22 protein-coding genes and 2 tRNA genes are annotated in these 22900 nt (G+C 62.8%); 13 read left to right on the forward strand and 11 right to left on the reverse strand.

Going from position 1 to position 22900, the window contains the following annotated elements; genetic code table 11:
- Positions 1-138: 138 nt before the first annotated feature.
- Positions 139-1344: an ROK family transcriptional regulator gene (locus tag M1D88_RS15585; RefSeq protein ID WP_458111658.1), complete on the forward strand. Its 1206-nt coding sequence runs from the start codon at positions 139-141 to the stop codon at positions 1342-1344.
- A gap of 17 nt (positions 1345-1361) precedes the next feature.
- On the opposite strand, the gene M1D88_RS15590 is transcribed toward M1D88_RS15585, so the two are convergent.
- Positions 1362-2021: an SDR family oxidoreductase gene (locus M1D88_RS15590; protein WP_458111659.1), complete on the reverse strand. Its 660-nt coding sequence runs from the start codon at positions 2019-2021 to the stop codon at positions 1362-1364.
- A gap of 48 nt (positions 2022-2069) precedes the next feature.
- Here M1D88_RS15590 and M1D88_RS15595 point away from each other — a divergent pair, with 48 nt between their 5' ends.
- The 4 genes from M1D88_RS15595 to M1D88_RS15610 all read left to right on the forward strand — a co-directional run bounded on the left by M1D88_RS15595 (position 2070) and on the right by M1D88_RS15610 (position 5646).
- Entirely contained in the window at positions 2070-3239 is a 1170-nt protein-coding gene (locus M1D88_RS15595; RefSeq protein WP_458111660.1) for an RtcB family protein, read from the forward strand.
- A gap of 96 nt (positions 3240-3335) precedes the next feature.
- Positions 3336-3689, forward strand: a complete 354-nt coding sequence (locus tag M1D88_RS15600) for a hypothetical protein (RefSeq protein ID WP_458111661.1) — start codon at positions 3336-3338, stop codon at positions 3687-3689.
- Between the two features lie 26 nt (positions 3690-3715).
- Positions 3716-4351, forward strand: coding sequence for a hypothetical protein (locus tag M1D88_RS15605; protein WP_458111662.1), 636 nt, complete (start codon positions 3716-3718; stop codon positions 4349-4351).
- 290 nt (positions 4352-4641) lie between these two features.
- A complete protein-coding gene (locus M1D88_RS15610; protein WP_458111663.1) occupies positions 4642-5646 on the forward strand; it encodes a hypothetical protein in 1005 nt (334 codons plus the stop codon).
- Between the two features lie 62 nt (positions 5647-5708).
- Here the strand turns inward: M1D88_RS15610 and M1D88_RS15615 are convergent.
- The 3 genes from M1D88_RS15615 to M1D88_RS15625 form a co-directional block, all read right to left on the reverse strand.
- Positions 5709-5782, reverse strand: a tRNA-Met gene (locus M1D88_RS15615).
- A gap of 61 nt (positions 5783-5843) precedes the next feature.
- A tRNA-Thr gene (locus tag M1D88_RS15620) sits at positions 5844-5915 on the reverse strand.
- Positions 5916-6129: 214 nt separating this feature from the next.
- Positions 6130-8364: a DEAD/DEAH box helicase gene (locus M1D88_RS15625; protein ID WP_458111664.1), complete on the reverse strand. Its 2235-nt coding sequence runs from the start codon at positions 8362-8364 to the stop codon at positions 6130-6132.
- Positions 8365-8726: 362 nt separating this feature from the next.
- Between M1D88_RS15625 and M1D88_RS15630 the strand changes: the two genes are divergently transcribed.
- Positions 8727-8855 (forward strand): hypothetical protein, encoded by a 129-nt coding sequence (locus M1D88_RS15630; protein ID WP_458111665.1) that lies wholly within the window; start codon positions 8727-8729, stop codon positions 8853-8855.
- Here M1D88_RS15630 and M1D88_RS15635 read toward each other — a convergent pair.
- A complete protein-coding gene (locus tag M1D88_RS15635) occupies positions 8852-9505 on the reverse strand; it encodes an MOSC domain-containing protein (protein ID WP_458111666.1) in 654 nt (217 codons plus the stop codon). The genes M1D88_RS15630 and M1D88_RS15635 overlap by 4 nt on opposite strands.
- Positions 9506-9688: 183 nt before the next feature.
- Between M1D88_RS15635 and M1D88_RS15640 the strand changes: the two genes are divergently transcribed.
- The 4 genes from M1D88_RS15640 to M1D88_RS15655 are packed head-to-tail and all read left to right on the forward strand — an operon-like array spanning position 9689 to position 14281.
- Positions 9689-10342 carry a Tat pathway signal protein gene (locus tag M1D88_RS15640; RefSeq protein ID WP_458111667.1) on the forward strand — a complete coding sequence of 218 codons (654 nt, stop codon included), beginning with the start codon at positions 9689-9691 and terminating at the stop codon, positions 10340-10342.
- A 1-nt stretch (position 10343) separates the two neighbouring features.
- A complete protein-coding gene (locus tag M1D88_RS15645) occupies positions 10344-11555 on the forward strand; it encodes a glutathionylspermidine synthase family protein (protein ID WP_458111668.1) in 1212 nt (403 codons plus the stop codon).
- Positions 11552-13054: an APC family permease gene (locus tag M1D88_RS15650; protein WP_458111669.1), complete on the forward strand. Its 1503-nt coding sequence runs from the start codon at positions 11552-11554 to the stop codon at positions 13052-13054. The genes M1D88_RS15645 and M1D88_RS15650 overlap by 4 nt, the downstream gene beginning before the upstream one ends.
- Before the next feature lie 9 nt (positions 13055-13063).
- Positions 13064-14281 (forward strand): acyl-CoA dehydrogenase family protein, encoded by a 1218-nt coding sequence (locus M1D88_RS15655; RefSeq protein ID WP_458111670.1) that lies wholly within the window; start codon positions 13064-13066, stop codon positions 14279-14281.
- On the opposite strand, the gene M1D88_RS15660 is transcribed toward M1D88_RS15655, so the two are convergent.
- The 3 genes from M1D88_RS15660 to M1D88_RS15670 all read right to left on the reverse strand — a co-directional run bounded on the left by M1D88_RS15660 (position 14278) and on the right by M1D88_RS15670 (position 17379).
- On the reverse strand, positions 14278-15459 hold the full coding sequence (locus M1D88_RS15660; RefSeq protein WP_458111671.1) for a cystathionine gamma-synthase: 1182 nt from the start codon (positions 15457-15459) through the stop codon (positions 14278-14280). The two genes, M1D88_RS15655 and M1D88_RS15660, sit on opposite strands and share 4 nt — an antisense overlap.
- 35 nt (positions 15460-15494) lie before the next feature.
- Complete coding sequence (locus M1D88_RS15665; RefSeq protein WP_458111672.1) at positions 15495-16880, reverse strand: cystathionine beta-synthase; 1386 nt, start codon at positions 16878-16880, stop codon at positions 15495-15497.
- Positions 16881-16956: 76 nt separating this feature from the next.
- On the reverse strand, positions 16957-17379 hold the full coding sequence (locus M1D88_RS15670) for a VOC family protein (RefSeq protein WP_458111673.1): 423 nt from the start codon (positions 17377-17379) through the stop codon (positions 16957-16959).
- Between the two features lie 237 nt (positions 17380-17616).
- Between M1D88_RS15670 and M1D88_RS15675 the strand changes: the two genes are divergently transcribed.
- Positions 17617-18597, forward strand: coding sequence for a DNA-3-methyladenine glycosylase family protein (locus M1D88_RS15675; protein ID WP_458114547.1), 981 nt, complete (start codon positions 17617-17619; stop codon positions 18595-18597).
- Between the two features lie 14 nt (positions 18598-18611).
- Here the strand turns inward: M1D88_RS15675 and M1D88_RS15680 are convergent, their stop codons facing one another.
- Complete coding sequence (locus M1D88_RS15680) at positions 18612-20288, reverse strand: AMP-binding protein (protein ID WP_458111674.1); 1677 nt, start codon at positions 20286-20288, stop codon at positions 18612-18614.
- Positions 20289-20390: 102 nt separating this feature from the next.
- Here M1D88_RS15680 and M1D88_RS15685 point away from each other — a divergent pair, with 102 nt between their 5' ends.
- Positions 20391-20669 carry a putative quinol monooxygenase gene (locus tag M1D88_RS15685; RefSeq protein WP_458111675.1) on the forward strand — a complete coding sequence of 93 codons (279 nt, stop codon included), beginning with the start codon at positions 20391-20393 and terminating at the stop codon, positions 20667-20669.
- Positions 20670-20745: 76 nt separating this feature from the next.
- On the opposite strand, the gene trxA is transcribed toward M1D88_RS15685, so the two are convergent.
- Both trxA and M1D88_RS15695 read right to left on the reverse strand, forming a co-directional pair.
- Positions 20746-21159 carry a thioredoxin gene (gene trxA, locus M1D88_RS15690; RefSeq protein ID WP_458111676.1) on the reverse strand — a complete coding sequence of 138 codons (414 nt, stop codon included), beginning with the start codon at positions 21157-21159 and terminating at the stop codon, positions 20746-20748.
- A gap of 100 nt (positions 21160-21259) precedes the next feature.
- The gene (locus M1D88_RS15695) at positions 21260-21805 is read right to left on the reverse strand and encodes an acyl-CoA thioesterase (RefSeq protein WP_458114548.1); all 546 of its coding nucleotides are present in this window, start codon (positions 21803-21805) and stop codon (positions 21260-21262) included.
- Positions 21806-21889: 84 nt separating this feature from the next.
- Here M1D88_RS15695 and M1D88_RS15700 point away from each other — a divergent pair, with 84 nt between their 5' ends.
- Entirely contained in the window at positions 21890-22624 is a 735-nt protein-coding gene (locus M1D88_RS15700; protein WP_458111677.1) for a potassium channel family protein, read from the forward strand.
- Positions 22625-22900: the final 276 nt, after the last annotated feature.

Genomic DNA, 22900 nt, shown 5'->3' on the forward strand with positions numbered 1-22900 from the left:
AAATTCTCACTGTTGCTCCTTTGCAAAAGGGCCGGGTAGTTCGCTTACGACAAACTGAAGGGGAATTGACACTTTATATAGGTTCTAAATTTAGTTCCTCAAGTATTATGTGAGCAGAACCACAGGGAGGTCAAGAGGATGTCTGAAATTACGGCAGCGACGCCTCAATTGCTGCGCAGGGTGAACGCCGAAGCCATCTTGCTGGTGATGCGTACAACCAACGCGGTCACCGTCACAGAGCTCATCGAGGCAACCGGCCTGACGCGGGCCACAGTGATCGCCGTCTGCGAAGACCTCGAGCAGAGGGGCTGGGTGCGGGAACTTCCCAACCAGCGCGATTTCGGTGGCTACCAGAAGGGGCGCCCGGCGCGCCGCTTCGAACTTAACGAGCGGGCGGGCTACGTGCTTGGAGTCGACGTGGGGGTTGCCAAGACGACCGTGGTGGTGGCCGATCTCCGCGGCACCCTGCAGGGCCGTGCGAGCCAGCCCTTCCGCTCAGACGACATCCCGGCAACGGAAAGGATCGAGGTCATTGACCGCACGGCCATCGCCGCATTGAAGGACGCCGGAGCGTCTCCCCAGGACGTCATGTCAGTCTGCGTTGGCATCGCCGCTCCCGTGGACCGCAACGGAGACGTCCTGGTCACCCAGAGCTTCTGGGGCAAGTTCGACGTCGGGCTTCGCTCGGCGCTGACGGACCTCCACGGCTGGGACGTCCTGCTGGAGAATGACGCGAATCTAGCGGCTTTAGGCGAACGCTGGCGCGGCTCGGCCGCTGGCGTGGACGACGTCGTGGTGATTCTCGCCAGTGAGCGCTTTGGCTCAGGAGTCATCGAAGATGGCAGACTGCTTCGGGGATCCGGCGGCGGTTTCGGCGAGATGGCTTATCTGGACCTGGTGGAAGGAGTCGGCGATCCCTTCGGCATCGCCACACTGGCGCGTCTCTGGGCCGCGGAAGCCCTCGCCGGGCGCGCCAAGACGGCTTTGCGGCGGTCCGCGCCGGGCGCTGAGGTAGAGGCCGAGGATGTTTTTGCGGCCGCTGCGGCCGGCGACGCCGTCGCCCTGGGCATCCTCGACCGCCTGTCCGACCGCGTGGCGCGGGTGGTGGCCACCGTCTCCACCATGGTGAACCCCGAACTCGTGGTGCTCGGCGGAGGCGTTGCAAAGTCCGCAGGGGTCCTCCTGGGGTCAGTGGCCGAACGTCTCCCGCGACTGACCGCCACGCCGCCGCGGCTGGCTGTCTCGCCACTGGGCGATGCCATCGTCACCGTCGGGGCAGTGCGCCGGGCATTGGATCACGTTGAGGCCAATTGGCTTGAGCTGGACCCTGCCGCAGCATCCTGACCACAGGCTGTTAGCGCTCAGTAGACTGCCTGCAGGGCTGCAGCTATGGGCAGTGAACCGTCCCGGAACTCGATGGTGTGTCCCGCGGTCTCCGGAAGGCCCAGGACGGCCGCGGCCACCAGTGCCACGTTTGCCCGGGAGGTAGCGGTGCCCGTTGAGGTGTCTGCAGGGTTGACGTCAATGAGCCCGTTTCCCGGACCGTCGGTGAGGGTACCCGGGCCCAGGATGGTCCACTGAAGACCGCTCCCCCGCAGGTATTCATCAGCGGCGGCCTTCGCGTCGGCGTAGGGGAAAAAGCCGTTGTCCTTCGGTACGCCGTGTCCGGGCCCCGCGCCCAGATACGAGACCATAATGTACCGCCCCACTTCTGCCGCGGCCGCAGCATCCATCGAGCGGATGGCTGCATCCCTGTCCACGGCATAGGTGCGCGCCGGGTTGCCGCCTCCTGCGCCCGCCGACCAGACCACGGCGTCGTGGTTCTGCAAGGCGACGGCGAGCTCCGCCGTCGTCGAGTTTTCAACGTCAAGGATCGACGGCGTGGCACCAGTGGCGGCGACATCGTCCCGGTGGTCCGGATTGCGGATGTAGGACGTGACGCCCTGCCCCTGTGCGGAGAGAATGGTGGAGAGCTGCAAGGCCACTTTGCCGTGGCCGCCGATGATGGCAATACGCGTCATGCACTCATTGTGCCTCAGGCGACCGCCTGGGCCCGGGAAGGAGCCGTGATGCAGCAGGTCAACGCGAAGTACATCAACTTCGCGTCCATTATCGACAAAGGCACGCTGGAGCAGAATGTGAAGACATCCTCCATGCCCTTCATCTGGCCGCACCTCGCTTCAATGCCTGACGCACATCTGGGGAAGGGCGCCGCGGTGGGGTCGGTCATCCCCACGGTCGGCGCGATCATTCCCGCTGCAGTCGGCGTCGACATCGGGTGCGGAATGATCGCTGTCCGCACGCAATTCAGCCTCCCGGACCTGGACCACAAGGACCGTAAGACGCTGCGGGTGGCCATTGAACAGGCCATCCCGTTATCCGCCGGAAAGAACAACCGGAGGCTGACCGAAAGTGCCGCGGCAAGGGCCAAGGTCCTTGAGGCCAATGCCCGGAACGAAGGGTTCAACCCGTCCACCTACCTTGAGACCTGGGACCTGCAGCTGGGAACCCTCGGATCCGGAAACCACTTCATTGAAGTTTCCCTGGATCAGGACGATCATGTTTGGCTGTTCCTGCATTCGGGCTCGCGAGGTGTGGGAAACAGAATCGCGCAACACCACATCAATGTGGCCCAGGATTACTGCCGTCGGCAAAGCATCACGGTGCCGGACCGGGACCTTGCCTATCTGGAGGAGGGCACACCGGAATTCAGCCGGTACATATCCGAACTGATGTGGGCCCAGAAGTTCGCCCTGCTCAACCGTGAGGAGATGATGGACCGGGTCGTCCGCGCCATGACCCAGTGGATGGGACAGCCCGTGGTGGAGAAGGAACGCATCAACTGCCATCACAACTACACCACCAGGGAACGGCATTTCGGGAAGGAAGTGTGGCTGTCCAGGAAGGGTGCCATCGACGCCTCCCTTGGCAGGCCCGGCCTCATCCCGGGGTCCATGGGAACCAGGTCCTATGTGGTGGAGGGAAAAGGATTCGCGCCTTCCTTGAATTCCGCCCCGCACGGAGCTGGACGCGAGTATTCCCGCACAGCCGCGCGGAAGACCTTCTCCCGGGAGGAACTGCGCAAGGCCATGAAGGGCATTGAGTACCGGGACACTGACGCGTTCATCGACGAGATCCCTGCCGCGTACAAGGACATCGACGTTGTGATGCAGGACGCCAAGGACCTCGTAGCCGTCAGGGCAACGTTGCGCCAGATCGTCAACGTCAAGGGTGACTAGCCCAGGCTGCTGTTTGGCTGCTCGGGGGTTGGGGTACGTGACGTGTGCAGCGGTAGTACGTTGCGACGATTCTCAGGAAATTCTTAGGAGAACTGCATGAACTACTCGGCCAGCCCCAACGAGAAGGCAATCACGGCCGGTGAGCTGAACCGCAGCCACGTCGGTCACACCATCAGCTTCCAGTCCAACGACTTCACCGTGGTTTTCGGGCGCATCGCCGGTATTGCCAGGACTGACGTCCAGGTCTATCTGTCCCTTGATGGTGTGTCAGGCGGGACCCATCTGAAGGACGAGTACGACCTTCCCGTGGGCCAGGAGGTCTACCTGCAGCTGGATCCCCTGAGCGGGGCCGGAAAGGCCCTCTCAGACGCGGAGAAGACCATCAAAGAAAAGCTGGACGATATTGTTCGGAACCTTCGGGACCGGGAGCAGAAGGCCGGTTCCGAGTAGCCCGCAAGGACCTGCCGGCCACTGAGATGAAGCGGAGATGGCTGTCCCTAACCGGCTTCATCTTCGTGCTGCTGGCCGCGGGCTGCGAAGGCCCCGCCCCATTCCAAACAGACACCGGCCCTCCCGAGGTGTCGGGGCCGCAGCAGACACAAGCTCCGACGTTGCCTCAGACGACGGCGGCGCAGACAGCCATGCCCCCGTCCACGATCCTGCGGCCCGGCAAGTACAGGTTCAACGCGGCCACCGGGGCTACCGGGACGATGGAAATCCCCGCTCCGCCCGTCCCTGAAATCGAGGAACTACGGAGCCTGGTGAAGGAAGCTCCGGTCACGTACCTCACCGCCGTCGTCGATAACCGGCAGGGATCAGTAGCCATCAACATGGACAGCGTCAGCATTTTCACCCCGGAAGGGGCCGAATACAGGTATCAGAGCGCGTCCGAGTACATCAGCAGACTTCGTGAGGCGTTGCCGGCCGACGCGCCTGCAGAGACCCGGACCCGGTTCGATGAACTTTTCAATGCGCACAGCAGCGAGGCACCGCCGCTGGGAATGAAGGACTTCGTGCTGGTGGGGCCCCCGGTTCCGAAGGAAATGAGCGAAATCATCGTCCACCCCACCAGCGGTTTCCACCCGGTCCCGGCTGTCCCGGCAAACAACTAATGAGGATGCCGGGTTTCACATGGACGGCGCCTGGGTATGGGTTTGGTACCACCGACGAACTAAGTCATGGGGTCTCTGTCGGTGGAAGGCGGCTCGTTATGTCAAAACGGGGGTGACGAGCCGCCGCCTCAAACCCTTTGCAGCACTCCGTGCCATGGGTCGCAGCACCCCTCAGCAGCATCGCGCGCCATTGACAGCCAGTCCGGGCCTGAGGAAACATCAAAGGTGCCGGTGCGCCTGGCTGCCCTCCGGGAGCCGACCTGTTGTCCGGCTTCTGGAAGGGTGAATAGATGCAGGCAGCACTCTCTCGTCTCAGATCCTTCCGGAGTGTGGCCACAACGGCCGCAGCCCTGGTGGCAGTCTCTGTGGCGGGTTGCACCAGCCCTCCGGGACCGCCCGACGAGCCCACGTCCCGTGCGGGGGATGTCCGGATCGCTGCTGTGGGTGACATGAACCCCGTCAAGAACTATGCGCCCGATAGCCCGTCCGGTTTGAATGGCGCCGCAATCACGAGGCTCGTACAGAACAACGAGATTGACGCGTTCCTGGGGCTCGGGGACTTCCAATACGACACGGCGTACTGCTCCAGCTATGTGGACTACTGGACACGGCTATGGGGAGGCACCAAGCCTAAGTTGTACTGGGTGTCCGCCCCCAACCACGACTGGAAACCCGGCCGCAACGAAGACCTCGACAAATTCATGAATGGCCAATGCCCGGGAGCCCCGTCGAAGGCTGCGATCAACGAGCAGCGTGGGTTCATCGGGAACGGGGAACCGTACTCGAAGGACTTCGGAAACTGGCACTTCGCGTTCTTGTCATCCGCCCACTGGCGATACAACGCCAAGGAGGCCCGGGCGTTGACGAAGTGGCTGGACAACGACCTCGCGGCTGCGAAGGCGGCAGGTAAGCACCTGGCAGTCGTGCATCACGAACCGTACTTCACGTCGGACACGAACGCACATGAGCGGGCCGCTGACCACAAGCCGTGGATCGATGTGATGTGGAAGCACCGCGTCCGCCTGACTTTGTCGGGGTCACAACACAACTACGAACGGTCATGTCCGGTGAACAACGCTGACCAGTGCGTCAGCGACGGGATGACAGCGTTCCAGGTTTCGACCGGAGGTATCTCCCTCCGCCCGTTCATCAGCAGTCCGTCGTACATCGTGAAGCGGTTCAGCAACACTCACGGGTTCCTTCGGATGACACTCCGGGACGACGGGTCTTTCGACTGGAACTTCGTTCCAACGTCGGGGTCGGGCACGGATACAGGTACCCAGTCCGCACCATAGCTGGATTCAGTCCTTAAACAGCAGCAGGCCAGAGGCCTTACGCCTCTGACCTGCCGAAAATGTAGCGGTGGGGAGGCTCGATCTCCCGACCTCACGATTATGAGTCGTGCGCTCTAACCAACTGAGCTACACCGCCACGAATGAGAAAAACCTGCACCAAGCCGGTCAAAACCGCCTTGACACAGGCCCTCATTCAGAGCCCCCCACCGGAATCGATCCGGTGACCTCGTTCTTACCAAGAACGCGCTCTACCACTGAGCTAGGGGGGCAACGAGTAAATACTCTACCGGACATTCTCCCCACCAACAAATCGAGGAAAGGAAGGAGTGAAAGGCCCTGATTCAGCCGATCCTGCGGCCATTTAAGGGCCCCGAAAGCGGCCACGGCAGCCTGATGCCCGGCACCTGAACATCGTGATTCCCGGCACTTAAAAAGAACGGGCCGGCCCCTAAAGGCCGGCCCGTTCTCAGGGACTAACTGGGCTTACCATTTGCCCTTGCGATTGAAGTCGCGCTGTCCGCCTTCGTTGCCGTGGCGGGGCTTGCGCGAGCCGTCACCGTGTCCTGCGAAGCGGGAGTCGCTGGACTGTCCACGGCTGGCACCGCTGTCGGCTCCAACGCTGCGCTCGGTGCGCTCGCTGTACGTGCGTCCACCGCGGTCAGCAGAGGAACGCTCGCCGCCGGCGTAACCGCCGCGGTCGCCGTCGTTCTTCCGGAATTCCTTTTTGAATCCGCCGTTGCCCTTGAAGTTGCCACGGTCCCCACCGGAGTAACCGCCGCGGTCGCCGCCACGGTTACCCTGGTAACCGCCACGCTCGCCGCCACCGGAGGGCTTGCGGCCGTTGTCCAGCTCGAGGTGGATCAGCTCGCCGCCGATCCGGGTGCGGGACAGGGCGCGCAACTGGTCAGCGCTCAGGTCCGCCGGGAGTTCCACGAGGGAGTGGTCCGAGCGGATGTCGATGCCGCCGATCTGGGCCGAGGAGATGCCGCCTTCGTTGGCAATGGCGCCAACGATGGAACCCGGCATAACGCGCTGACGGCGTCCGACTGCGATCCGGTAGGTGGCGTTGCCCTCGGTGAGGGTGCGGGTGGGGCCACGTGAGCCGAAGCCGTCCTTGGCGCGTTCGCGCTTCTGGAATTCAGGAGCAGCAGGAAGTTCCTTGACCAGGAGCGGCTGTCCGCCCTGAGCCATGACGGCCAGGGCTGCGGCGATCTCAGCGGCGGGAACGTTGTGCTCTTCCTCGTAGGAGGCAATGAGGTCGCGGAAGGCCGAGACGTCCTGGGACGCCAGGGTCTCCGTGATCTTTTCCGCGAACTTGCCAAGGCGCAGCGTGTTCACAGTCTCGGCAGTAGGCAGGTGCATCTGCTCCACCGGCTGGCGCGTGGCCTTTTCGATGGAACGCAGCAGGTACTTCTCCCGCGGCGTCATGAACAGGATCGCGTCACCCGAACGGCCTGCACGGCCGGTGCGGCCAATGCGGTGCACGTAGGACTCGGTGTCATGCGGGATGTCGTAGTTGATGACGTGGCTGATTCGTTCCACGTCAAGACCACGGGCAGCGACATCGGTGGCAACCAGAATGTCGATGCGGCCTTCCTTCAGCGCCTCAACAGTGCGTTCGCGCTGCTGCTGCGGGATGTCGCCGTTGATGGCGGCTGCCTGGAAACCGCGGGACTTCAGCTTGTCCGCGAGGTCCTCGGTGGCCATCTTGGTGCGTACGAAGGCGATGACGCCGTCGAACTCTTCAACCTCGAGGATGCGGGTCAGCGCGTCAAGCTTGTGCGGGCCCATGACCTGCAGGTAGCGCTGCTTGGTGTTGGCACCGGTGGTGGTCTTGGACTTCACCGAGATCTCGGCCGGGTTGTTCAGGTACTGCTTGGACATCCGGCGGATCTGACTCGGCATGGTGGCGGAGAACAGTGCCACCTGGCGGTCCGAGGGGGTCTGCTGGAAGATCTGCTCAACATCTTCAGCGAAGCCCATGCGGAGCATCTCGTCGGCCTCATCCAGCACGAGGTACTGGAGTTCGGAGAGGTCCAGGGAACCCTTGGCGATGTGGTCGATCACACGGCCCGGGGTACCGACAACAACCTGGGCGCCGCGGCGCAGGCCGGCCAGCTGGGGACCATAGGCGGAGCCACCGTAAACGGGAAGCACGGTGAAGTCATCGATGTGCTTGGCGTAGGAGGTGAAAGCCTCGGCGACCTGGAGGGCAAGCTCGCGGGTCGGAGCCAGCACCAGGGCCTGCGTCTTGCGGGACGGGCCGTTGAGGTCGTGGAGCTCGGCCAGCCGGGAAAGTGCCGGTACTGCGAATGCTGCAGTCTTACCGGTTCCGGTCTGAGCCAGGCCCACGACGTCGCGGCCTTCGAGCAGCAGCGGGATGGTTGCTGCCTGGATGGGGGAAGGCTTCTCGTACCCGACGTCCTGCAGCGCGGCAAGAACGCGGGGATCGATGCCGAGGTCCACGAAGCGGATGCCTTCGGCCTCGGTGTCAGTGTCTCCAGCGGAGGTGTCAGCCTTCGGGGCTTCTTCGCGGGCGGCTTCCGCAGCAGGCGCAGCTTCTTCAGCAGGCGCAGCTTCTTCAGCAGGCGCAGCTTCTACGGGAGCGGGTTCGGTGAAGACGGGGGTGGAGTCAGCCGGTGCGGCTGCCTCGGAAGTCTCGACGCCGGCAGCAATCTCGGTGTTCGCTTCGAAGGGGTCGTTCTGATTTTCGGGCATAGGGAAGAATTCCTCATCCATAGGGGGCCAGGCGGCACAACCCGAGGGTGAGCGGAGCCGCAGTACATGTGCCGTGGATGCCGGGCATACTTTGACCGGCCGGTCACGTAGAAGTCCGGCGCTTTCGCAATCCCGTGGCAGGACTTCCCGCTGCATCTCTTGGCTGCTATCCCAGCAGTCTGTACAGCGTTTTCTTTAGCCGGCTCTCCCTATGAAAATGCCCGCAATCACATTGTCGGGCCCCAACACTTGCCAGTCCTGCCTCAAAAATTGGGCAAGAATAAGGGATTTCCGGAGTGGGGGATGTTTCAAGTGTAGGGTACAGGTGCCAACTCAGGGAAATCGGGAGGCCGACGGCGGCCGTGACCTTGCGCACACAGCGCACCTTCCGCCTGCACGACATCGGTGAAGTCGCCGGAAACCGGTCAACTCGCCGGAAGTTTACGGCGACCCGGCGCCTTTCCGGCGACCTCGACGGCGGCCGAGGCTAGGCCTGAAGCCTGCGCTCGAGCCTGGCAAAAGCCTCCTGGAACTCCGGCTGCAAGCGGATCTCGCCGTCGGCGTCGGCGTCCCGCAGTGCCTCCATGTCCTCAACGGTGGGTTCACTGAACCATTTGCCGATGGTGACTCCGTGCGTGGGCACGTAAAGCTTGTGGATGTGGTCTCCTGCCCTGATGGTTCCGGTCCGGAGGACGCGCAGATAGGTCCCCACCTTTCCGGCTTCCGCAAAGCGCTTGACCCACTGGGCCTCGTTCATGCGGCGTTGGAAGGTGGCACACGGCGTTCGGGGGGACGTTACCTCCACCTCGACGTCGAGCCAGATTTTCCAGCGTTCGCCGATGATGGCCCCGGTGGTTTCGATATCGGAGACGCGCAGGTTTTCGCCGAAGATTCCGGGCGGAAGCTCCCGCTGCAGTTGGTCCGTCCAGTAATCAGCATCGGCTTGCGAGTAGGCGTACAGGGCCTGGTCCTCGCCGCCATGGTGGACGCGGCTCGCCTGGATATCGGCGTGCAGACCGAGTTTGTGAACCTTCACCGGGCCTGTCACTGGTCGCTTGTCGATGGCGGTGACACCCACACTCCCCTCATCCTGGAGGAGCTGGTGTACGCGGCAGACTGCAAGCACAGCGGCGGTGTTCATGGCAACAGTCTAGGTTCTCCCGCCAGCGGCCTGCGGACCGGGCTGCAGATAGGTCCTGCTCCCCCAGAAACTGTTAGCCGACGGGGTTTGCAACGGCTAGGCTGATTTCAGGATTGTCACTCCGGCGTTAGACCATGCCCGCAGTGCGCCAACGGAGTCAGCATGGACAAGCAAGGGGGACCCATGAACCCGAATCAGGACAAGAACCGGGACGAAAACGACCGCTCTTCAGGGGAACCACAGCCGGAGTGGAAAACTTCGCCTGCAGATTTCACACCGGACCCCTCAGGATCCAAGGCGCCGCCCTTCCAGGTTCCGAAGCCTGAGCTTCATCCAGAGCTCCTGAATCCGCAGAATCCCCCCACCCAGCCACAAGATGCAGCACAGCCACAGGACGGACCGCCTCCGCTGATCGACCCCTTCGCCCGCGAGAGGGAACGGGAACAGGCGGCCCGGAAGAAGCGTTCGCAGCGACGCACCGTCGTCGTCGGCCTTGGCGTTACTGCCCTCCTGGCCGGAACCATTACCGCCATCGTGGCGAGCAACGCGGATGAGCCGGACTACGCGCAGGTTTGTTTTGACGAGGCAACGGGTGAACGGGTGGAGGACACCCAGTGCAACAGCAGCGCCGGCCGGGGCGGCGGACTCTACGCGTGGTACTTTTACTCCCGCGGTGCCAACGTTCCGCCGGTGGGTCAGAACCGAACCAGCTACCCAAATTTCACCAGAAGCATCCCCGAGGGCGCGAAGGCTTCCACCGGTTACAGCACCAAGGGCGGCACTGTCAGCAGGGGCGGCTTCGGCAGCAGCTCCAAGGGTGGAAGTACGGGCGGATAGCGTGAAGAGACTTTCCTCAGCTCCCCGCCCAGGCTGGAAAGAGAAAATCCAGGAGCAGGGGCTGGTTTTCTCCACCACCACCATGCCGGACGGCAAGAAGATCGAATACTGGAACGAAGCCGCCTACTACGAGTTCAGCATGGACGAGGTGGAAACCCTCGAAAAGACTGCCGAGGACCTCCACCTCATGTGCCTGGAGGCCGCGAAGTATCTGGCCACCGGCGCCATGGGACCCATCGGGATCGGGCCGCAGGCCCTTGAACTGGCGGCAGAATCCCTGCAGGCCGGCGACATGGACATTTACGGGCGCTTCGACGTCATCTATGACGGCCAGGGTGGCGCCGCCAAAATGCTGGAATACAACGCCGATACCCCTACCGGGCTGATTGAAGCCGCCGTGGCCCAGTGGTTCTGGCTGCAGGACGTCTTTCCCGAAAAGGACCAGTGGAACGGGATCCACGAAGCCCTCATCCGGCAGTGGAAGAAGCTCCAGTACCGGACGGGCATGAGCACGCTCCACATTGCGCACTCTGAGGCCGAGGAATCCGGGGAAGACTGGATGACTGCTGCTTACATGCGGGACGTTGCAGGCCAGGCCGGGTGGACCACGATCGGCATCAACATGTCCGATATCGGCTGGGACCCGAATCTCAACCGTTTTGTGGATCTGGACAATTTCATGATCAGCACCATCTTCAAGCTCTACCCCTGGGAGCTGATGATGAAGGAGCCGTTTGGCCATCGCCTCCTGCAGCGTGCCCACAACCCTCGCTGGCTGGAGCCTGCCTGGAAGATGCTCCTCTCCAACAAAGCACTCCTGGCCGCCCTCTGGCACCTCTATCCGGACCACCCCAACCTGCTTCCGGCCTACCTGGACGATCCCGGGCCACTCAAGGAATGGGTGGCCAAGCCTTTGCACGGGCGCGAAGGGGACAACATCCGCATCAACGCGCCTGGCATCAATCTGGAGATGCCCGGAGGATATGGCCGTGAAGGCTGGTGCTACCAGCAGTACCACCCGCTCCCTGATTTTGACGGCAACCATCCGGTGCTGGGGCTTTGGGTGGTGGATGGAGAATCCGTGGGCTGCGGCATCCGCGAATCCGACGGGCCCATCACCGATTACTTCTGCCGTTTTGTCCCCAACACCATTGACGCGCCTGCTCCCCTTTCCACCCAGGCACAATCCAGCAAGGCAGGTATTGCACTATGAGCACCGAGACAACGACGCCGGGAGTCCCCGGTTCGCCCGTTCCCTCCAAAGGGTTGCGGGCCGGGATCCTGGACCTCGGTGACTCCGTCATGCTGGGCCTGGCGTCCACCGCTCCGGTGTATTCACTGGCGGCCACTCTGGGGCTGATTGTGGCGGTCAATGGCAACTACACTCCCCTGATCCTGCTCCTGGGCTTCATCCCCGTGCTGTTCATCGCGTATGCCTTCCGCGAACTCAACAGCGCCATGCCCGACTGCGGCACCACGTTCATCTGGGCACGCCGTACTTTCGGTCCCTGGGCCGGCTGGCTCGGCGGATGGGGTGTCGCTCTGGCTGGCATTGTGGTGCTGGCAAACCTCGCCCAGGTAGCGGGCCAATATGTCTGGCTGCTCATCGGTGATGGGTCCTTGGCGGATAACAGCCTCCTGGTTACGGCAACCGGAGTGCTTTTCATCGCCCTTATGACATTGGTGAACTACCGGGGCATCCGCCTGGGCGAACACGTCCAACGCGTCCTGACGTACGTCCAGTACATCTCGCTGGGCATCTTCGTGCTGGCCCTCGTGTTCAGGATTGCGGGTGGGGCTCCGGAAGGTCAGGCGTTCGATATTGAATGGTTCAACCCTGTCGCTGCCTTTGCCGATCCCGGGGCCGTGGTGCACGGGGCGCTCTTGGCCCTTTTCATCTACTGGGGCTGGGACACGTGCCTGGCCGTCAATGAGGAAACCGAGAATCCCACCAGAACCCCCGGCCGCGGAGCCGTCATCTCCGCGTTCTTGCTCGTTGCCATCTACGTTTCCGTGGCCCTCCTGGTAATGCTGTACGCCACGATCGGCACCGAGGGAATCGGCCTGGCCAACGCCGAAAACCAGAGCGATGTCTTCGTCGCGATGAAGGACGTGGTCCTGGGTCCCTGGGGCTGGCTCATCGTGGTGGCGGTGCTTGCCTCAGTGCTGTCCTCAACCCAAACCACCATCCTGCCAACTGCGCGAGGAACGCTCTCGATGGGAGTCCATGGGGCCCTCCCGGCCAGGTTCGGCCAGGTCCACCCCCGCAACCAGACACCAGGGTTTTCCACCACAGTGATGGGGGTCGCAGCCATTGCCTACTATGTGGTCATGAGCATCCTCAGCGAAAACCTGCTGTCTGATTCCATCAGCTCGATCAGCCTCTTCATTGCCTTTTACTATGCGCTGACAGGCTTTGCGTGTTTCTGGTTCTTCCGCGGAACGCTCCGCGAGTCAGCCAGGAATCTGTGGTTCCGCGGCATCCTGCCTTTGCTCGGTGCCCTGATGCTGACAGCGGCCTTCTTTGTTTCCGCGGTCCAGATGTGGGACCCGGCCTACGGCGACACAGAGATCTTCGGGGTGGGCGGCGCGTTTGTGAGCGGCGTGCTCCTGTTGTCGATGGGCGTGGTCCTGGCCGTAATGTGCCGGTTTGCACCGGCCACCCGTGGTTACTTCGTCAGCAAACGGGAGGTCACCACAGTCAGCGCGTAGGATGCTCCAATGAGCAACGCTGCTGAATTTTCCGCCATCCCCGCGGCCGCCTCGATTCCTTCCAGCTCCGACGTTTTGGCTCTGGACGCGCTGCTAAGCCCTGAGGAACTGGCGTTACGGCAGCGGATACGGGATTTCACCGATCAGCGAATCCGTCCGGGTATTGCCGCTTGGTACGAGGACGCGGTATTTCCGCTGGAGCTTGCTCCCGAGCTCGGCGAACTGGGCGTGCTCGGAATGAGTCTTCGCGGGTATGGCTGCCCGGGCCGCACAGCCGTCGAGTACGGCCTGGCCGCGATGGAACTGGAGGCCGGGGACTCGGGTATCAGAACTTTTGTTTCAGTCCAAGGCTCGTTGGCGATGACCGCCATCCACATCTGGGGGTCCGAGGAACAGAAACAAGAGTGGCTGCCGCGCATGGCTGCCGGTGAGCTGATTGGCTGCTTCGCCCTGACAGAGCCCGACGCCGGCTCCAATCCCTCGGCTATGACCACCAGCGCACGGCGGGACGGAAGCGGAGAGGGCGCAGGCTGGCTGCTGGACGGCACGAAACGGTGGATCGGCCTTGCCTCTGTTGCGGGGGTGATGGTGGTCTGGGCCGGGACCGACGACGGCATCCGCGGCTTCCTGGTTCCCTCCGGTACGCACGGCGTCACGGCCACACCTATCGGGCAAAAGCTCTCAATGCGCGCTTCCATTCAGTGTGATGTGACGTTCGACGGCGTCCGGCTAGGTCCCGAAGCCCTGCTGCCAGGAGCGCGCGGCCTGCGGGGCCCGTTCACTTGCCTCAACGAAGCCCGGTACGGAATCGTCTGGGGTGCCATGGGCGCCGCCAGAGACTCCTACGAGGCAGCCTTGGGGTATTCCGTTGAGCGCCTGCAGTTCGGCAAGCCCCTGGCCGGCTATCAGCTGACTCAGGAGAAGCTGGTCAACATGCTGCTGGAAATCCAGAAGGGCACGCTGTTGGCTCTTCACCTGGGACGCCTCAAGGACGCCGGAACGTTGCTTCCGGAGCAGATTTCACTCGGCAAGCTCAACAACGTCCGGGAAGCCATTGCCATCGCACGGGAGGCCCGCACCATCCTCGGCGGCAACGGGATTACCCTGGAACACTCTCCTCTGCGCCATGCTGCCAATCTGGAATCCGTCCGCACCTACGAGGGAACTGACGAGGTGCACACCCTGATCCTGGGCCAGCATATAACCGGGTTGCCCAGCTTCCGCTAGCTCCCGGTACGGCCATTGGAGATGAACGAGAAGGCGTGGTCCAGGTCGGCGATCAGATCCTCAACATCTTCGATCCCGCAGGACAGCCGGATGAGGTTCTCGGGGACAGCCAGTTCCGTGCCTTTGACGGAGGCGTGGGTCATCTCCGCCGGGTAGTTCATGAGGGACTCGATCCCGCCAAGGGACTCGGCCAGGGTAAAGACGGAGGTGGACTCGGCGACCTTCCGGGCCGCGGCCTCTCCTTCCTTGAACTGGACGGAGACCATGCCCCCGAACTTCTTCATCTGTTTCCTGGCGAGCTCGTGTCCCGGATGCGACGGCAGGCCCGGGTACAGCACGGCCTCCACCTCGGGACGTTCCAGCAGCCACTCCGCCACGGCCTGGGCGTTCTCGCTGTGGCGGTCCATACGCACACCCAGGGTCTTGAGCCCGCGGGTGGTCAGGAAGGCGTCCATCGGACCCGAGACGGCGCCGACGGCGAACTGCACAAAGCCGATCTTCTCCGCCAGCTCCGGATCCTTGACCACCAAGGCACCGCCCACCACGTCGGAGTGGCCGCCGATGTATTTGGTGGTGGAGTGAACCACGACGTCAGCCCCGAAGGCGAGCGGGTTCTGCAGGTAGGGGGACGCAAAGGTGTTGTCCACCACGAGGAGGGCCCCGGCGTCGTGCGCTATCTCGGCGAGCGCCGCCATGTCGGTGATCTTCATGAGCGGGTTGGACGGTGTTTCAACCCAGACGAACCGTGTCCTGTTGGCCGCAACGGCATCCCTCACGGCATCGAGGTTGGCCATATCCACGGGCGTGTTCCCGATCCCCCAGTCGCCCAGGATGCCGTTGATCAGGCGGTATGTTCCGCCGTAGGCGTCATTGCCGAGAACGATATGATCCCCCGGCCGGGTGAGCGCCCGGATGAGGGAGTCTTCCGCGGCCAGGCCCGAGCCGAAGGAAAAGGCTGCCGTGCCGCCTTCCACGGCAGCAAGCTGCTCCTGAAGTGAATCACGGGTGGGATTGGCGCCGCGGCCGTATTCGTAACCGTCCCGGAGCCCGCCGATCCCGTCCTGCGCGTAAGTGGAGCTGAAGTGCAGCGGCGGGACCACGGCACCGGTACGGGGTTCGAAGGCCTGGCCGGCGTGAACGGCGCGGGTGTTGAAGCCGGCGGATTCTGAGACGGGCATGATGCTCCTTGAGTCGTTGCTGAGTAGGGAGGCGGTCAGTGGCTGAGGTAGGCGAGCAGGTCGTGGCGGGTGAGGATACCCACCGGGGCGCCGACAAACGTCACCATCACGGTGTCGACGTCGGAAAGCAGTTCGCGGGCGGCCGAAATGGTTTCCAGCGAGCCGATGACGGGCAGCTTCTCCCCCATGTGTTCGGCGATCTTGTCCGTCAGCTTGGCTTCACCGCGGAACAGTTTGGCGGTCAGGGAGCGTTCATCGACGGCGCCCAGCACCTCGCCCATGACCACCGGTGGTTCCTGCGACAGGACAGGGATGTGGCTGACGCCGAACTCGTTCATGATGTTGATGACGTCGCGGACGCTCTCATTCGGGTGGATGTGCACCAGGTCAGGCAGCTCCCCCGTTTTGGACTTAAGCACCTCTCCCACGGAGGTTTCCTCGCCGCCGGACAGGAAGCCGTAGGAGCGCATCCACTTGTCGTTGAAGATCTTGGCGAGGTAACCGCGGCCTGAATCGGGCAGGATAACCACCACCACAGCACTCTCCGGTAGGTCCCGGGCGGTCTGCAACGCCGCGACCACGGCCATGCCCGATGATCCTCCCACCAGGAGTCCTTCCTCGCGGGCCAGGCGCCTGGTCATGGCAAAGGAGTCCCCGTCAGTGACGGCGATGACGTTGTCAGGGACGGCTTTGTCGTAGTTGGCTGGCCACATGTCCTCGCCCACGCCCTCGACGAAGTACGGCCGCCCGGTTCCGCCTGAGTAGACCGAGCCGGCGGGGTCAGCCCCGATGATCCTGACCCGGCCGCCGTCGGACTCGGGACGGTCGGCCGAAACCTCCTTGAGGTAACGCCCGGTGCCGGTGATGGTGCCGCCGGTTCCGGCGCCGATCACAACATGCGTGACCTTACCGTCCGTGTCCTCCCAGATCTCAGGGCCGGTGGTCAGGTAGTGGCTGCCGGGCGCGGCCGGATTGGAGAACTGGTCCGGCTTGTAGGCGCCGGGGATCTCCGTCACGAGCCGGTCGGAGACACTGTAGTAGCTCTGTGGGCTGTCCGGTGCGACGGAGGTGGGAGTGACTACGACCTCCGCCCCGTAGGCCTGGAGGACGGCGCGTTTGTCCTCGCCCACTTTGTCCGGCACCACGAAAATGCACTTGTAGCCCTTTTGCTGGGCTACAAGGGCGAGTCCGACTCCGGTGTTTCCGGAGGTTGGTTCCACTATGGTTCCGCCGGGCTGGAGTTTGCCGCTGCGCTCAGCATCCTCAATCATCTTCGCCGCGATACGGTCCTTGATGGAGCCGCCGGGGTTCAGGTACTCGAGTTTGACCAGGACGGTAGCCCTGATGCCTTCGGTGACGTGGTTCAGTTTGATCAGCGGGGTGTTGCCGATGAGGTCCAGGATGGACTGGGCATACTTCATAGGTACAAAGTTACCGCTAGTGCCGTGCCTGGCCTTGGTCGGCCACACGCCCTTCTGCCCGGCGGGGTGCTGATGGCTAGCCGGCCGGCTGCTGCTCGGCAGCCGCGCTCTGTTCGCTGGGAGAGGCGTTCTGCCACAGCCCCATGAGATTTCCTTCGCTGTCCCTGAAGTACGCCGCAAAGCCCATGTCCATTACAGGCTGCTTGGGGGAAACCACCGTCCCGCCAAGGCCCGCGATTTTGGCCAGGGAGGCGTCGATGTCCTCCACGTCCACGGTGATGACGGGGACTGTGAGCTCCCCCTCCTTCTTGAACATTCCGCCGTTGATGGAGCCCGGTTCGGTCGGCGTTCCCTGTTGATCAGTTGGCGTCGTCATCACCGTGTTGTAGTCCATATCCGGCACCGGGCTGATATCCCATCCAAATGCCGAACTGTAAAACTCCCTGGCACGGTCCTGATCGTCCGTGGGGATTTCGAAGTGCACAACTCGTCCAGCCATTGATTCACCTGACAATTCGAAAGGCCTGGCACGGGCGGTCCGCGCCACACGCAAATTCTAGTCTCGGCGCCCTTTTCAGGTAAGCGTGGGAGGGACCCTGTACGTGTGTGCCCCCGGCCCCTGCCCCGCTGACCAGTCCGTGTTCCTGTCAGCCGGGCGTGGGAGCATAGTCATGTGACCCCCGCTCCCCCATATACAGGCTTGGCGCCTGTCGCCGCGTTTGCCGACGCCCCTGGCATTCAACTCGGGACAGCTGCCAGCGACGGGACAACGCATGCCGATGCCTCGCTGCAGTGGTCACCGGATGGGGACTATGACCTCCTCCAGACACTGGGCATCCTTCTGCGAGGAAACTCAGATCCCGCCGCCAGCATCCGGCGTGATGGATACTGGCTGGCCTTTACGACGCCGGACGGCCCGGCCACCCTGCGTCTCTCACCACGGACTTCCGGTTCCGGAACGGTAATCGATGCTGCCGCATGGGGCCCCGGCTCCACTGCCGCGATCGAGGGCGTGCCGGCGCTGCTCGGGGCCGGGGATGACTGGTCCGCTTTTGATGAACCGGCGTTCCACGCCACGCTTCCTCCGTTGGTGGTTGAAGCCCGACGCCGGAACAGGGCTGTGCGTTTGCCTTCCACATTGCGGGTCGTTGATTCCCTGGTGCCTACGATTCTGGAGCAGAAGGTCACGGTCATCGAGGCACGCCGCGGCTACCGCTACCTCATGTACCGCCACGGCACCCCTGCCCCCGGCGCCGGTACCTTTGCCCCCGCCGGACTCCTGGTGCCACCGACGCCCGAGGCATGGCTCCGCATTCCGTCCTGGGAGTGGCATAAGGCGGGAGTGGGACCCCAACGATCTGCTACCGTCATGCGGGCGCTGCGCTCCGCCGCCGCGCTTGAACGCCTCGCCGGGCTGCCGGCCGCGGAGGCAGCCGAAAAGATGCAGACTATTCCGGGGATCGGAGTGTGGACCGCCGCCGAGGTAGTGCAGCGCACGCACGGCTGCCCGGACTCCATCGCAGTGGGCGACTACCACCTCGCGGCTTACGTCGGTGCGGCGCTGACAGGCAGGAGAACGGACGACGCCGGCATGCTGGACCTGCTCGCACCGTGGAAGGGGCACCGCCAACGTGTCGTCCGGATGATCGGTCTGAGCGGCTTCCGCAAACCCACCTTCGGACCCCGGATGACCATTCAGGACCACCGAAGGCACTGAGCCTACCGCTCCAGTCAGAGCCCCAGCCTGGCCACTGCTTCCTCGCGCATCTCCACTTTGCGGACTTTGCCGGATACCGTCATCGGGAAGCTTTCCCTGACATCCACATAGCGGGGAATCTTGTAGTGGGCCAGGCGTCCGCGGCAGAAGTCGGCTACGGCATCCGCATCCAGGGGCTCGGTTCCTGGCACCTGGATGATGCAGGCCATCAGTTCCTCGCCGTACCTGGCATCCGGGACGCCAATCACCTGGACGTCCTGGATCGCAGGGTGGGTGTAGAGGAACTCCTCGATCTCCCGGGGATAGATGTTCTCGCCGCCGCGGATCACCATGTCCTTGATCCGGCCCTCAATCACCACGTAACCGTCGTCGTCCATCCGGGCCAGGTCTCCGGTGTGCATCCAGCCGTCCGCGTCGATAGCCTCGGCGGTCTTTTCGGGCTGGTTCCAGTAGCCCTGCATCACCGCGTAACCCCGGGTGCACAGTTCCCCGATCTGGCCATGCTCCAGCACCTCCCCGGTGCCCGGGTCGATGATCTGGCTCTCAAGCCTGGGCATGGTCCGGCCCACGGTCTGGGTGCGGTGTTCCAACGTGTCTCCCCGCCGGGTCATGGTGGAGACGGGGGACGTCTCGGTCATGCCGTAGCAAATGGCAACGTCCCGCATGTTCATGTCTGCAATGACCCGGTTCATCACCTCGACAGGACACGTGGACCCTGCCATCACCCCGGTGCGGAGAGTGGAGAGATCGTAGGACGCAAAGTCCGGCAGCGCGAGTTCGGCGATGAACATGGTGGGAACGCCGTACAGGGAGGTCCCGCCGAAGTCCTGGACTGCTTCGAGGGCAGCGGACGGGCTGAATCCACGGCTTGGAATGATGGTGGCAGCTCCGTGACTGAGGGCGTTGAGGTTGCCGATCACCATGCCGAAGCAGTGGTAAAACGGCACCGGGATCACCACGCGGTCATGTTCGGTGTAGCCGAGCAGCTCACCAATCGCGTAGCCGTTGTTCAGGATGTTGTGGTGCGTCAGCGTCGCGCCTTTGGGAAATCCGGTGGTTCCCGATGTGTACTGCAGATTTATGGGATCGTGCGGGTCAAGTTCCGCCATCCGCGCCTTCAAGCCGGCATGCCCGACGTCGTCGGCGCGCTTGAGCAGCTCGGCGTAACTCAATTCGGTGTCGCTTTCCGGGACACCGGCGTCGAGGCCCTCCACTCCGGAATCCGGCAGGAAAACAAGCCCCTGAAGGGCCGGGCACGCGGCGAGGGCCTCGCGGGCCATGCCCACGTAGTCGCTGTTGCTGTCCGAGGGCGCCGCTACCAGCATCCGCATGCCGTTTTGTTTCACCACAAATTCGAGTTCGTGGCTGCGGTAGGCGGGATTGACGTTGACCAGAATGGCCCCGGCCTTGGCCGTGGCGTACTGCAGGATGGTCCATTCGGCGCAGTTGGGACTCCAGATCCCGATCCTGTCCCCTTTGCCGATTCCCATGGCCAGCAGCGCCCTCGCGAGCCGGTCGACGTCGTCGTTGAACTTCGTATAACTCCACCGGCGCGCATCTTCGCCGGCAACCGGGGCCGCTTCAATCAGCGCATCGTGGAAGGGAAATTCGGCCACCATCCGCTCAAGATTCTGACCGATGGTCTCTTCGAGCAACGGGACGTCAGTGTCCCCGGCTGTGTAAGCGCGCATGCTGGCACGCTACAGCGTCCCCGGCTTCCTGAGAAGGGCAACTACTAGGGAGTCCTACTAAACAATTCTTTCGACGTTCCGGTGCCCGGTATTGTGAAGCGCATGACTGAACCCATTGACTTGAAGACCACGTTCATCCCCAATGACGGCGAATTTTTCCGCGTCAAGCTTGCCTTGGAAATCGCCATCGACGAGGCGACGAATGAGCCGGGGTGCATCCGATATGAGCTGACAGAGGCCACGGAGGACAGGCTGGTACTGACCGAGCGCTGGGCCTCGGAAGATGACCTGGAAAAGCATTCAAAGGGCGTTGTGGTCCAGGATCTCAACGAGCGGCTGAGCGCGTTGCTGGCCGAGCCGGTCAAGTGGGAACGGCTCTAAAGAGCCGTCCCCACCTGAGCCGGGAAACCTGAGTCCTAGAAACCAGGCGTGACGGATAATCAGGCGACGCGAAAAACTAGGCGTCCGGAATCTGGGAGCCGTCCTGGGGCCCCGCGGAAGCGGCGGCCTCTTCCCGCGAACGCGCCACATGGGCGTGGACTTCGTCCATGTCCAGCGCTTTGACAGCATCGACAACCTGTTCAAGCTGCTGTTCGTTCAGGGCGCCGGGCTGGGAAAATACCAGCACCTTTTCGCGGAACGCCATCAGTGTGGGGATGGACGTAATGCCTGCCTCGGCAGCCAGCTGCTGTTCAGCTTCGGTGTCCACCTTGGCAAAAACGACGTCCTGGTGCTTCTCGGAGACAGCGGAGTATCTGGGAGCGAATTGACGGCAGGGGCCGCACCATTCCGCCCAAAAGTCCACCAGTACGATGTCGTTGTCCTCAATGGTCGATGCGAACTGTTCACCTGTTATGTCTACGGTAGCCATCCCTCCACCGTACGCGAGGCCGCTCCCGATGTCCCGCCGGTTCGCTGATGGCACAGTCAACCAGGATATGCGCGACGTCGGGACTCACCTGGAAGCGGACTTACACCCATACATGCGGGGCAGGGCGCCTGGCGCCGGGCAAAGCGTTGGTCTCACGCCACTCGTGGATCCACTCCGGGAGCTCAAGCCCAGCCGGCGGTTCACCGAACTCCTTCAGGATTTCCTCCTGGCTGACCGGACCTCCGCTGCTGACGAGGCGGGTGGCGATATAGGCCCGGGCATAAATCTCGCCGTCCGCCACCATGCGCTGCTCGAAGTAAATGGCCTTTGCATCCAGTCCAATGATTTTTGATTCAATGGTGTAGCGCTGCCACAGCTGGAGTGACTTCCGGAAAGCAATCGTTTCCCCAGCTGCGACCGGCGACCAGCCGCGCCTGCGCATCTTTTTCCACGTACCGCTTCGGCCCATCAGGTCAAAGCGGCCAAGGTCCATCAGGGAAAAATACATGCCGTTGTTTACGTGCAGGGCGATGTCTATGTCGGTGGGAAGAACCCGAAGAGGCAACGATGACGTCTCCCAAACGCTCAGGCGTAATCTCCGGGACGAGGTGAAAAGGACCAGGAGCGTGCGAAGCAATAGGTGCATGGCCACAATGTTACCGGCCAGTAACTTCATGGCCAAGCGCTGCTCTTTCCGGGTGTTGGACAGCGCCCGCCCTAGAATTCCCGTATGACCCAGGAACGCTACCGCAACCTCGCCGAGTGGCCCCTCATGGGAACGGCACTGATTTTCCTCACGGCCTACGCGTGGCAGGTGATCGGGGCCGTCGAAGGGCGTGACGCAGACGTCCTTGAGGTTGTCATGTGGATTACCTGGGCCATTTTTGCCGTCGACTACGTCACGAATCTCTGGCTTGCCCAAGATCGGCGCCGTTGGTTTGTCCGGAATCTTCATGAGCTGCTCATCGTCGCGCTTCCGTTTTTCCGCCCGCTGAGGCTGCTGCGTCTGGTCACCTTGCTTTCCGTGCTCCACAGGACAATAGGTGAGACTCTGCGGGGCCGGGTTGTTACCTATGTGGCGGGATCGGCGGCTCTGCTGGTGTTTGTGGGCGCCCTTGCGGTGCTCGACGTCGAGCAATCAGCTCCTGACGCCAAGATCGTCACATTCGGCGATGCCCTGTGGTGGGCGATCACCACCATCACCACCGTTGGTTACGGTGACATGTACCCGGTCACGGCCATCGGACGGATAGTCGCCGCAGCGTTGATGATGAGCGGTATTGCCGTGCTCGGTGTGGTCACAGCTTCCATCGCGTCCTGGCTGGTCCAGCGCATCGAAGAAGGCACGGAAGCAGCCACCGAGGCAGCGGAGGCGCCAGTGCGGGACGAAGTGAACGAACTACTGCAGGAAGTTATCGCATTACGCTGCGAAATTGAGGAGCTGCGGAGTGAAAAGAGCATTTAGTTCCAGTGCAATTTGGTTGCTTTTAATTCATGCCCCAATGCCCGCGGCCCATTTTGCCCGTACCACGCTTAAGTACGCACCCGCGGCCTAAGTAATTCGTCGAAAAAGTCGAGTATTGGCTACTCGTGCGACGTGCATCCGCCCCTTCATAGACTCGGTATTCCTAGGGCCGGCAAGTCAACAACACTTGTCGGATTTGTCCATCGGTAGTTCCTTGTACTGCTCTGCGCCTTGCTGCGACTGGAGCATTCACAAGGAACTGCCGCCTTAGGGGTT

Source organism: Arthrobacter sp. R1-13 (genome assembly GCF_054161475.1).

Coding starts and splice junctions, on each gene's coding strand:
- M1D88_RS15685 (WP_458111675.1), top strand. CDS start 20,391: ATGACTGAACCCATTGACTTGAAGACCACGTTCATCCCCAATGACGGC.
- M1D88_RS15660 (WP_458111671.1), bottom strand. CDS start 15,459: ATGCCCGTCTCAGAATCCGCCGGCTTCAACACCCGCGCCGTTCACGCC.
- M1D88_RS15590 (WP_458111659.1), bottom strand. CDS start 2,021: ATGACGCGTATTGCCATCATCGGCGGCCACGGCAAAGTGGCCTTGCAG.
- M1D88_RS15650 (WP_458111669.1), top strand. CDS start 11,552: ATGAGCACCGAGACAACGACGCCGGGAGTCCCCGGTTCGCCCGTTCCC.
- M1D88_RS15585 (WP_458111658.1), top strand. CDS start 139: ATGTCTGAAATTACGGCAGCGACGCCTCAATTGCTGCGCAGGGTGAAC.
- M1D88_RS15595 (WP_458111660.1), top strand. CDS start 2,070: ATGCAGCAGGTCAACGCGAAGTACATCAACTTCGCGTCCATTATCGAC.
- M1D88_RS15600 (WP_458111661.1), top strand. CDS start 3,336: ATGAACTACTCGGCCAGCCCCAACGAGAAGGCAATCACGGCCGGTGAG.
- M1D88_RS15635 (WP_458111666.1), bottom strand. CDS start 9,505: ATGAACACCGCCGCTGTGCTTGCAGTCTGCCGCGTACACCAGCTCCTC.
- M1D88_RS15640 (WP_458111667.1), top strand. CDS start 9,689: ATGAACCCGAATCAGGACAAGAACCGGGACGAAAACGACCGCTCTTCA.
- M1D88_RS15610 (WP_458111663.1), top strand. CDS start 4,642: ATGCAGGCAGCACTCTCTCGTCTCAGATCCTTCCGGAGTGTGGCCACA.
- M1D88_RS15670 (WP_458111673.1), bottom strand. CDS start 17,379: ATGGCTGGACGAGTTGTGCACTTCGAAATCCCCACGGACGATCAGGAC.
- M1D88_RS15695 (WP_458114548.1), bottom strand. CDS start 21,805: ATGCACCTATTGCTTCGCACGCTCCTGGTCCTTTTCACCTCGTCCCGG.
- M1D88_RS15625 (WP_458111664.1), bottom strand. CDS start 8,364: ATGCCCGAAAATCAGAACGACCCCTTCGAAGCGAACACCGAGATTGCT.
- M1D88_RS15665 (WP_458111672.1), bottom strand. CDS start 16,880: ATGAAGTATGCCCAGTCCATCCTGGACCTCATCGGCAACACCCCGCTG.
- trxA (WP_458111676.1), bottom strand. CDS start 21,159: ATGGCTACCGTAGACATAACAGGTGAACAGTTCGCATCGACCATTGAG.
- M1D88_RS15700 (WP_458111677.1), top strand. CDS start 21,890: ATGACCCAGGAACGCTACCGCAACCTCGCCGAGTGGCCCCTCATGGGA.
- M1D88_RS15605 (WP_458111662.1), top strand. CDS start 3,716: ATGAAGCGGAGATGGCTGTCCCTAACCGGCTTCATCTTCGTGCTGCTG.
- M1D88_RS15680 (WP_458111674.1), bottom strand. CDS start 20,288: ATGCGCGCTTACACAGCCGGGGACACTGACGTCCCGTTGCTCGAAGAG.
- M1D88_RS15655 (WP_458111670.1), top strand. CDS start 13,064: ATGAGCAACGCTGCTGAATTTTCCGCCATCCCCGCGGCCGCCTCGATT.